Source organism: Actinomyces sp. 594 (assembly GCF_019325145.1).
Lineage (GTDB): Bacteria > Actinomycetota > Actinomycetes > Actinomycetales > Actinomycetaceae > Actinomyces.
The window spans coordinates 77,754-85,444 of the sequence record NZ_PIZC01000048.1; the positions used below are offsets into that span (position 1 = coordinate 77,754).

Below are 7,691 nucleotides of genomic sequence, written 5' to 3' on the forward strand. Positions count from 1 at the left end.
CTGCCGTAGCCTGTTCCACATGATCAACATCAACATGCCCACTGTCTCCGGCGCCAAGGGCGCCAAGCCCACCCTGACCTTCCCCGGGCCGGAGGCCCCGGAGGGTCTGCAGGTGCAGGTGCTTGACGCCGGCGACGGCGCCGTCATTGAGTCCGGTGACACCGTCGTGTGCCACTACCTGGGCCAGGTTTGGAACGGGCGCGTCTTCGACAACTCCTACGACCGCGGTCAGCCGCTCAACTTCCAGGTCGGCGTCGGCATGGTCATCCGCGGTTGGGACGACGGGCTGGTTGGCCAGCGCGTCGGCAGCCGGGTGATCCTGTCCATCCCCTCTGAGCTCGGCTACGGCTCGCGCGGGGTGCCTCAGGCCGGCATCAAGGGCGGCGACACCCTGGTGTTCGTCACCGAGATCCTCGGCACCATGTGACACGGGCCTTCGCCAGTACTGACGCCTCGCGAACGTCGCTGACGCTGGGCGAGCTCTGGCCCTCGGGCCTTCCCCAGTACGGGCGCCTCGGACGCCGCATTGGCGGCCTTGGCACCGTGTGACACGGGCCTTTGCCTCCCGGCATGAGGCACGGAACCGTGCACTGGTACGAGCTTTTGTCCCCCGACACGAACTTTTGCACCCTGGTGTGCGGCAAAAAGGCGTACACCAGGGTGCAAAAGCTCGTAGTAGAAGGCAAAGGGTCGTAGTAGGGGCGGGGCGCGGCTGGCGGGGACGAGGTGGCGTCCTCCGGAGTGAGTCTCCGTCGCCTAGTGGGTATGCAGTTGCGCCGCCACCGCCAGTAGCAGATCCTCTCGTCCCGCGCGGGCCACGAGCTGTGCACCTACGGGGAGGCCGTGTGAGAACCCCGCCGGCACCGATAATGCCGGATGTCCCGAGACGTTGAAGATCGCAGTGTTGGAGATCGTCGGCGTCGAAGCGAGCATCGCCGACAGCCAGCTTTTACCGTGCAAGTCGTGCGCGGCGCCGGGCAGGTCTAGCAGGGTGGGCAGTAGCAGTAGGTCTGCCCGCCCGAAGACGGCCTCGACGCCGTCGTGCACGCGCTTGGCCTGACTCAGCGCCGCGCGCACCACCGGTTGTGGAATGAGCGCGCCCAGACGCGCCGAGGTCCTGGTGCGCGACTCCAGACGGTCCGGGTGCTCAACCTGCTGCGCCTCGACGTGCATGCCGGCGAAGTACAGCGTCAGGAACGGTGCGGTCGGTACCGGCCAGGCCACCCGAGCCGGGCGCACATCATGGCCCAAGCCCTGTAGGGCGGCGGTGACGGAGCGCACAGACTGGGTGATGGCCGGCGTCGGGCGCGCACCTGGCATGACCGCATTGGATGCGGAGAGGATGCGTAGTCGAGGCGGTGGTGCGCTTACGGCGTCAATGAACCGCCGAGTAGGAGCGTCGAGCCGCCACCGATCCACCGGCTCATTACCGCTGACGACGTCCATGACCACGGCCAGGTCATGGGCAGTGCGGGTGATCGCGCCGAAGCTCGCCAGTCCGAACCAGTGCTCGGCCAACGGTGCCGAACTGACCCTGCCGCGTGTCGGCTTCAGTCCCAGCACCCCGCAGGCCGAGGCCGGAATGCGTAGCGAGCCCCCGCCGTCGGCACCCATGGCTACCGGAACTGCGCCGGTGGCGACGGCGACCGCTGAGCCTGCCGAGGAGCCGCCGGGGGAGCGGGCAGGGTCCCAGGGGTTCAGACAGTCGCCGTGATACGCGGATTCTCCCACCGGGAACTGGCCGAACTCGGGCATGTTCGTGCGCCCGACGATGATGGCGCCCGCCTGCCGCAGCCGTCGGACGACGGCGCAGTCCGCCTGGGCGGGACTGCTATTGCCCCGGCCACCGACAGTGGTGACCTCCCCGGCGACGTCGTACTCCTCCTTGACCGCCACCGGTACTCCCGCTAGCGGTCCGGCTGCGCTCGGGCCGGCTGCCGCGATGCGCCGGTCGAGGACGTCGGCCTCCCGCAGGGCGGCTTCACGCCGCACCGCGGTGAAGGCATTGAGACCCGGGTCGAGTGCATCAATGCGTTCCAGCGCGACCTGGATCGTGGCCCGGGCGGTGATGTGTCCGGCGCTGACGGCATGGGCGATGTCGACGGCGTTGCGCGGAATGGTCATGCGGCCTCCGTTGATCCGGTGCTCAAGAGTGTAGGGGGAGCGTTGTTTCGGCTCGGGCGGCTGGGGAGGGTATGTCGGCGGCGGGGCAGGAGATGGGAGGCGTGAGGGGCGTGTGCCGTAATTCGGCAGGTGGATGCGAGGCTTTTCGCTCACCGGCGAGCGGAGGCGGCGTCGTCGGAACGTTGCAATGCCGCAGGAAACTTAAGGCCCAGTGAGTGAACGCACAGGGATTGTCGACGCCGCTGACACTACGCTGTGGCCATTCGAAAATCGTCCGCATCCCAGGAGACGCTCATGCCCCGCTATCGCAGCGCTACCTCCACCACTGGTCGCAACATGGCCGGCGCCCGCGCCCTGTGGCGCGCCACCGGTGTCAAGGACTCGGACTTCGGCAAACCGATTATCGCCATCGCCAACTCCTTCACCGAGTTCGTTCCCGGGCACGTGGGCCTGCGGGATGTGGGCCGGGTGGTCGCCGAGCAGATCGAGGCCGCCGGCGGCATTGCCAAGGAGTTCAACACGATCGCCGTCGACGACGGCATCGCCATGGGGCACGATGGCATGCTTTACTCCCTGCCCAGCCGCGAACTGATCGCCGACTCGGTGGAGTACATGGCGAACGCCCACTGCGCCGACGCCCTGGTGTGCATCTCCAACTGTGACAAGATCACCCCCGGCATGCTCATGGCCTCGATGCGCCTGAACATCCCCACCATCTTTGTTTCCGGTGGTCCGATGGAGTCCGGCAAGATGGTGGCGGCGGATGGCACCACCCGCAAGCTCGACCTGATCGACGCCATGATGGACGCCGCCGACCCTACCGTCCCCGATGAGACCATTTCCGCCATTGAGCGCCTGGCCTGCCCCACCTGCGGCTCCTGCTCCGGCATGTTCACTGCCAACTCCATGAACTGCCTGACTGAGGCCCTGGGCCTGGCGCTGCCGACCAACGGATCGCTCCTGGCCACACACGCAGACCGCAAGGCCCTGTTCCAGGAGGCCGGCCGCCAGATCGTTCAGATCACCAAGGCCTACTACGAGGAGGACGACGCCTCCGTCCTGCCGCGCTCGATCGCCACTAAGGCCGCCTTCGAGAACGCCATGAGCCTGGACATCGCCATGGGCGGGTCTACCAACACGGTGCTGCACCTGCTTGCTGCCGCCCAGGAGGCGGAGGTCGACTTCAAGATGGCTGACATCGACCGGCTCTCCCGCAAGGTTCCCCACCTGTGCAAGGTGGCTCCCTCCACCAACGTCTTCCACATGGAGGACGTCCACCGTGCCGGCGGCATCATGGGCATCCTTGGGGAGCTGGACCGTGGCGGGCTGCTAGACACCACCACTCGTACCGTATTGCGCGGCACCCTGGCTGACGAGCTCGACCAGTACGACATCGGCCGCCCCGACGCCGACGGCCTGCGCGACCCGCGGGCGAGCCGGGTGGATGAGACGATCCGCACCCGCTACCTGGCCGCACCCGCGGGCGTGCGCACCACTGAGATGTTCTCCCAGTCCTCCCGCTGGGAGGCACTGGACACTGATCGTGAGAACGGTGCCATCCGCGATGTCGCCCACGCCTACTCCGCCGACGGCGGGCTGGCGGTGCTGTTCGGGAACATCGCCGAGAAGGGCTGCATCGTCAAGACCGCCGGGGTGGATGCCTCGATCCTGACCTTCTCCGGGCCCGCCGTCGTCTTCGAGTCCCAGGATGAGGCGGTGGAGGGCATCCTCGGCGGCAAGGTGAAGGCAGGCGACGTGGTGATCATCTCCCACGAGGGGCCCCGCGGCGGCCCGGGCATGCAGGAGATGCTGTACCCGACCACCTACATCAAGTCCATGCACCTGGGTAAGGAGTGCGCGCTGCTAACCGACGGGCGCTTCTCCGGAGGCACCTCCGGGCTGTCCATCGGGCACGTCTCCCCGGAGGCCGCCGCGGGCGGGCTCATTGGGCTGGTGCGCACCGGGGACCGCATCGTGATCGACATCCCGAACCGCTCCATCGAGCTGGATGTAGATGACGGAGAGATCGCCCGGCGTCGCGCCGAGGAGGAGGCTCGCGGGGAGGACGCGTGGACGCCGCACAAGCCGCGTCCCCGCCACGTGTCCAAGTCGCTGCGCGCCTACGGCATGCTCGCCACAAGCGCCGACCTCGGCGCCGTCCGTGACCTTAGCCGGATCCGCGTTCGCTGACGCCTGTCGCATTCGGAACTAACGCAGCTGAGCGGGTGTGCGCGTCCCGCCGTCGTCGGGGGCCGCACCCGCTCAGCGTGTGAGCGCCCAGCATGCGGTGGAGAGTATGCAGGCGACGAGTGCGGGAACGTACTTGCGCGGGTGGCGGATAACTTCGCGCTCGGACTTCCAATCGAGCAGCGGCCAGCGCCACTTCATCTGGATGGGATCTGGCACGTAGGTCGGCGCTGGGCGTGAAGATTTGTGCCCTTGGCCGACGGTTCGGGCACTGCGAGGTGCGTACCGTTGCAGGAAAGCACTAATCGTTGAACTGAAGGGACGTAGGGGTGCGTGAAGGATGGAATGGTCTGCACGAGGAGGAACCGTCAGGCGAGCGTCCTAGCCTTCCCAAAGGAACCGCAGCATTCCGCGGGATCCGCGGTGTTCCCCCAGACTCGCGGCGATCAATCGCACCCCTCGTGCCTGCCAGAGCCCTCCCGCCGGGACATCAACAACAACCGACACCGGGGCTTCGCTGGTACACCATCACACCCGCGAACGCGACGAGACTTTGATCCCCGACTGGCTTGTGCTTCGCAAGATGACCGTCATGTCGATTTACGACCTTGGGGTGCGATTCGTGACCACCCTGGGGTCGTAAACCACGCGCCAAGGTCGGAAACCAGTGCTTCGTGCGCGCGGATACGGTCACTCGAAGTGACGATGCGAAGACCGTCCTCGACCGCGGCAGGCCGCGTTCAGGTGCGGGAGGCTGTGCGTTGGTGCGGGAGAGGCCGTTGCTGGACCGACCAACACACACTGCCAACTACCCCCAAACACGGAGAGCCTGTTTAGGCGGCGACCGACCTCGGCACGTAAGGTCTACCGACCTCGGTGAAGGGGTGGGGTAGTGGCTTGGCGGGTTCAGCGGGCCAGGAAGAAGCGTGCGGAGGGGTCGTCCGTCTCCTCCTGGTAGGCGTAGCCGAGTCGGTCCATGTGTTCGGTCAGCTCGGCGTCGTCCGGGCCGGCCTCGAAGGCGGTCAGAATGCGTCCGTAGTCGGCGCCGTCGGTGCGGTAGTGGAACAGGGTGATGTTCCAGCGGGTCCCTAGGATCTCCAGGAACCGGGTCAGCGCCCCGGGGGACTCGGGGAACTCGAAGCTGAACAGCCGCTCCACCAGGCCCTCGGGGGCACGCCCGCCGATCATGGAACGCACATGCACCTTGGCGAGCTCGTCCTCGGTCAGGTCCACCACGCCGTAGCCGGCGGCTTCCAGGTCGGCGACGATCTCGCGGCGCTCCTCCCGGCCGCGGGTGAGCCGCACACCCACAAAGATTCGGGCCGGTGCGCCCGCGGGCGCCGAGGCGGAGACCCGGTAGTTGAATTCGGTGACCGCCCGGCCGCCCAGTACGGAGGCGAAACGCAGGAACTCTCCCTGCACCTCTGGGATGGTCACGCCCAGGATCGCCTCGCGCTGCTCGCCGATCTCGGCTCGCTCGGAGATGTAACGCAGCTGGTGGAAGTTCAGATTCGCCCCTGACAGCACGCAGGCCAGTCGCTCTCCGGACAGATCGTGCGCTGCCACGTACTGCTTCAACCCCGCCAGGGCAACGGCGCCGCTCGGCTCCGGCACGGCGCGCAGGTCCTCGAACAGGTCGCGCACGGCGGCGGAGACCTCGTCGGAGGAGACGGTGACGACGTCGTCGAGCAGCTGCGCACACAGGCGTAAGGTCTCATCCCCGATGCGGCGCACTGCCACCCCCTCGGCGAACAGGCCGACGTGCTCCAGCGTGACCGGCTCCCCGGCGGTAAGGGCGGCGCTCAGACAGGCCGACTCCTCGTGCTCGACGCCGATGACCTGAACCTGCGGCATTAGCTGCTTGATCAGTACAGCGATGCCGGAGATCAGGCCGCCGCCGCCCACAGGCACGAACACGCGATCCAGATTGGCGTCCTGCTGGATCATCTCCAATCCGATAGTGCCCTGGCCGGCGATCACCCGCGGATCGTCGAAGGGGGCGATGTATGTCAGCCCGTCGGCCTCGGCCAGGCGGAGGGCCTCGGCCTTAGCAGCGTCGAAGTTGTCGCCGGCCAGAAGCACCTCGCCCCCCAGGGCGCGTACGGCGTCGACCTTGATGCGGGGCGTGACGGTCGGCATGACAATCAGCGCGTGCACACCCAGCAGGGCGGACGAGCGGGCTACTCCCTGCGCATGGTTGCCGGCGGAAGCGGTGACCACGCCGCGTTCGCGCTCGGCGTCGGACAGGGAGCGCATGGCGTTGTAGGCGCCACGGATCTTGAAGGAGTGGACCGCTTGCAGGTCCTCTCGCTTGGCCTCGACCGTGTTGCCCAGGCGGGCGGACAGGGCGGGCATGATTTGCAGGGGGGTGTGCTCGGCGGCCTCGTAGACAGGGGCGCGCAGGATCTCCCGCAGGTAGCGGGCGCCCTCCCAGGGGGAGTTGTGGACCGCGTGGTTTCCGTTGCTTCCAGCATCGCTCACGCTCCCAGCCTAACCGGGGCTGCTCCCCGGGCTTGTGCGGTTTTTCAGAGGCGACGACAATGAGTATGAGTAAGGCCATAAATTACACTCTGGGTTGACTGGGACCTATGGCCTACAGTCTGGTCTGTTCGTTTTGCTTCCAACTGTGCTTTCAAGGAGCGCAACATGACCAAGATCGCCGTAATCACCGGATCTGTCCGCCCCAACTCCATAGGCGGGCCGGTCGCCCAGTGGGTTGCCGACAAGGCCAACACCGTTGACGGCGTGCAGGCCGAGGTCCTCGAACTCGGCTCGTTCGACCTGCCGGTCTTTGCCGAGGAGCTTCCCCCAATGGCAGCCCCCGCCAAGGACCCGGCCGCGGTGAAGTGGAACGAGGCCCTGGCGGCGTACGACGCCTATATCTTCGTCACCCCGGAGTACAACCACTCCGTCCCGGGCGCGCTGAAGAACGCGATCGACTTCATCACCCCGTCCGTGCTGGCCAACAAGGCCATGGGCCTGGTCGGCTACTCCTTCTCCGCCGGGCACCGCCCGATCGAGGCCCTGCGCCTGATCCTGTCGAACTTCACCACCGGCGTGGTGGGCGCCCAGGTAAACCTGCACCTGGCCACCGACTTCGAGAACATGAGCGTCTTCGCACCCGCCGCCTACCACGACGCGGAGGTCCCCGCGATGGTCCAGGCCATCGTCGCCCAGGACCGGGCCCTGGCCGCGCTGCGCTGAGGCCAGCAGGGCGTGCGAGCCGTTGGGTGCCGCACGCTTACGCACTTCGAGCCCAGTCACGCCGACTGTCACTAATCGCTGCAATAGCAGCAGAAAATAGAGATTCGCCGGCACTGGTCAGCGAAGAGATAGGGGCTTCCAGCGTGCGCCGCAGCCTCGGCCGCACGCTGGAAGCC

Annotated in this window: 5 protein-coding genes; 3 read left to right on the forward strand and 2 right to left on the reverse strand. The window is 67.1% G+C overall.

What is annotated here, in order from left to right:
- Nucleotides 1-19: 19 nt before the first annotated feature.
- The gene (locus GZ998_RS08140) at nucleotides 20-427 is read left to right on the forward strand and encodes an FKBP-type peptidyl-prolyl cis-trans isomerase (protein WP_161923602.1); all 408 of its coding nucleotides are present in this window, start codon (nucleotides 20-22) and stop codon (nucleotides 425-427) included.
- A gap of 329 nt (nucleotides 428-756) precedes the next feature.
- Here the strand turns inward: GZ998_RS08140 and GZ998_RS08145 are convergent, their stop codons facing one another.
- Complete coding sequence (locus tag GZ998_RS08145; protein WP_219109557.1) at nucleotides 757-2,124, reverse strand: amidase; 1,368 nt, start codon at nucleotides 2,122-2,124, stop codon at nucleotides 757-759.
- Between the two features lie 294 nt (nucleotides 2,125-2,418).
- Here GZ998_RS08145 and ilvD point away from each other — a divergent pair, with 294 nt between their 5' ends.
- Nucleotides 2,419-4,314 carry a dihydroxy-acid dehydratase gene (ilvD, locus tag GZ998_RS08150; RefSeq protein WP_219109558.1) on the forward strand — a complete coding sequence of 632 codons (1,896 nt, stop codon included), beginning with the start codon at nucleotides 2,419-2,421 and terminating at the stop codon, nucleotides 4,312-4,314.
- A gap of 903 nt (nucleotides 4,315-5,217) precedes the next feature.
- Here the strand turns inward: ilvD and ilvA are convergent.
- Nucleotides 5,218-6,792: a threonine ammonia-lyase, biosynthetic gene (ilvA, locus tag GZ998_RS08155; RefSeq protein WP_162678716.1), complete on the reverse strand. Its 1,575-nt coding sequence runs from the start codon at nucleotides 6,790-6,792 to the stop codon at nucleotides 5,218-5,220.
- 165 nt (nucleotides 6,793-6,957) lie between these two features.
- On the opposite strand from ilvA, the gene GZ998_RS08160 reads away from it, so the two are divergent.
- Entirely contained in the window at nucleotides 6,958-7,515 is a 558-nt protein-coding gene (locus GZ998_RS08160; protein WP_162678715.1) for an NADPH-dependent FMN reductase, read from the forward strand.
- Nucleotides 7,516-7,691: the final 176 nt, after the last annotated feature.

Bases quoted from the DNA above. Each gene is read 5' to 3' on its own strand.
- GZ998_RS08140 (WP_161923602.1), top strand. From the start codon at position 20: ATGATCAACATCAACATGCCCACTGTCTCCGGCGCCAAGGGCGCCAAG.
- GZ998_RS08145 (WP_219109557.1), bottom strand. From the start codon at position 2,124: ATGACCATTCCGCGCAACGCCGTCGACATCGCCCATGCCGTCAGCGCC.
- ilvD (WP_219109558.1), top strand. From the start codon at position 2,419: ATGCCCCGCTATCGCAGCGCTACCTCCACCACTGGTCGCAACATGGCC.
- GZ998_RS08160 (WP_162678715.1), top strand. From the start codon at position 6,958: ATGACCAAGATCGCCGTAATCACCGGATCTGTCCGCCCCAACTCCATA.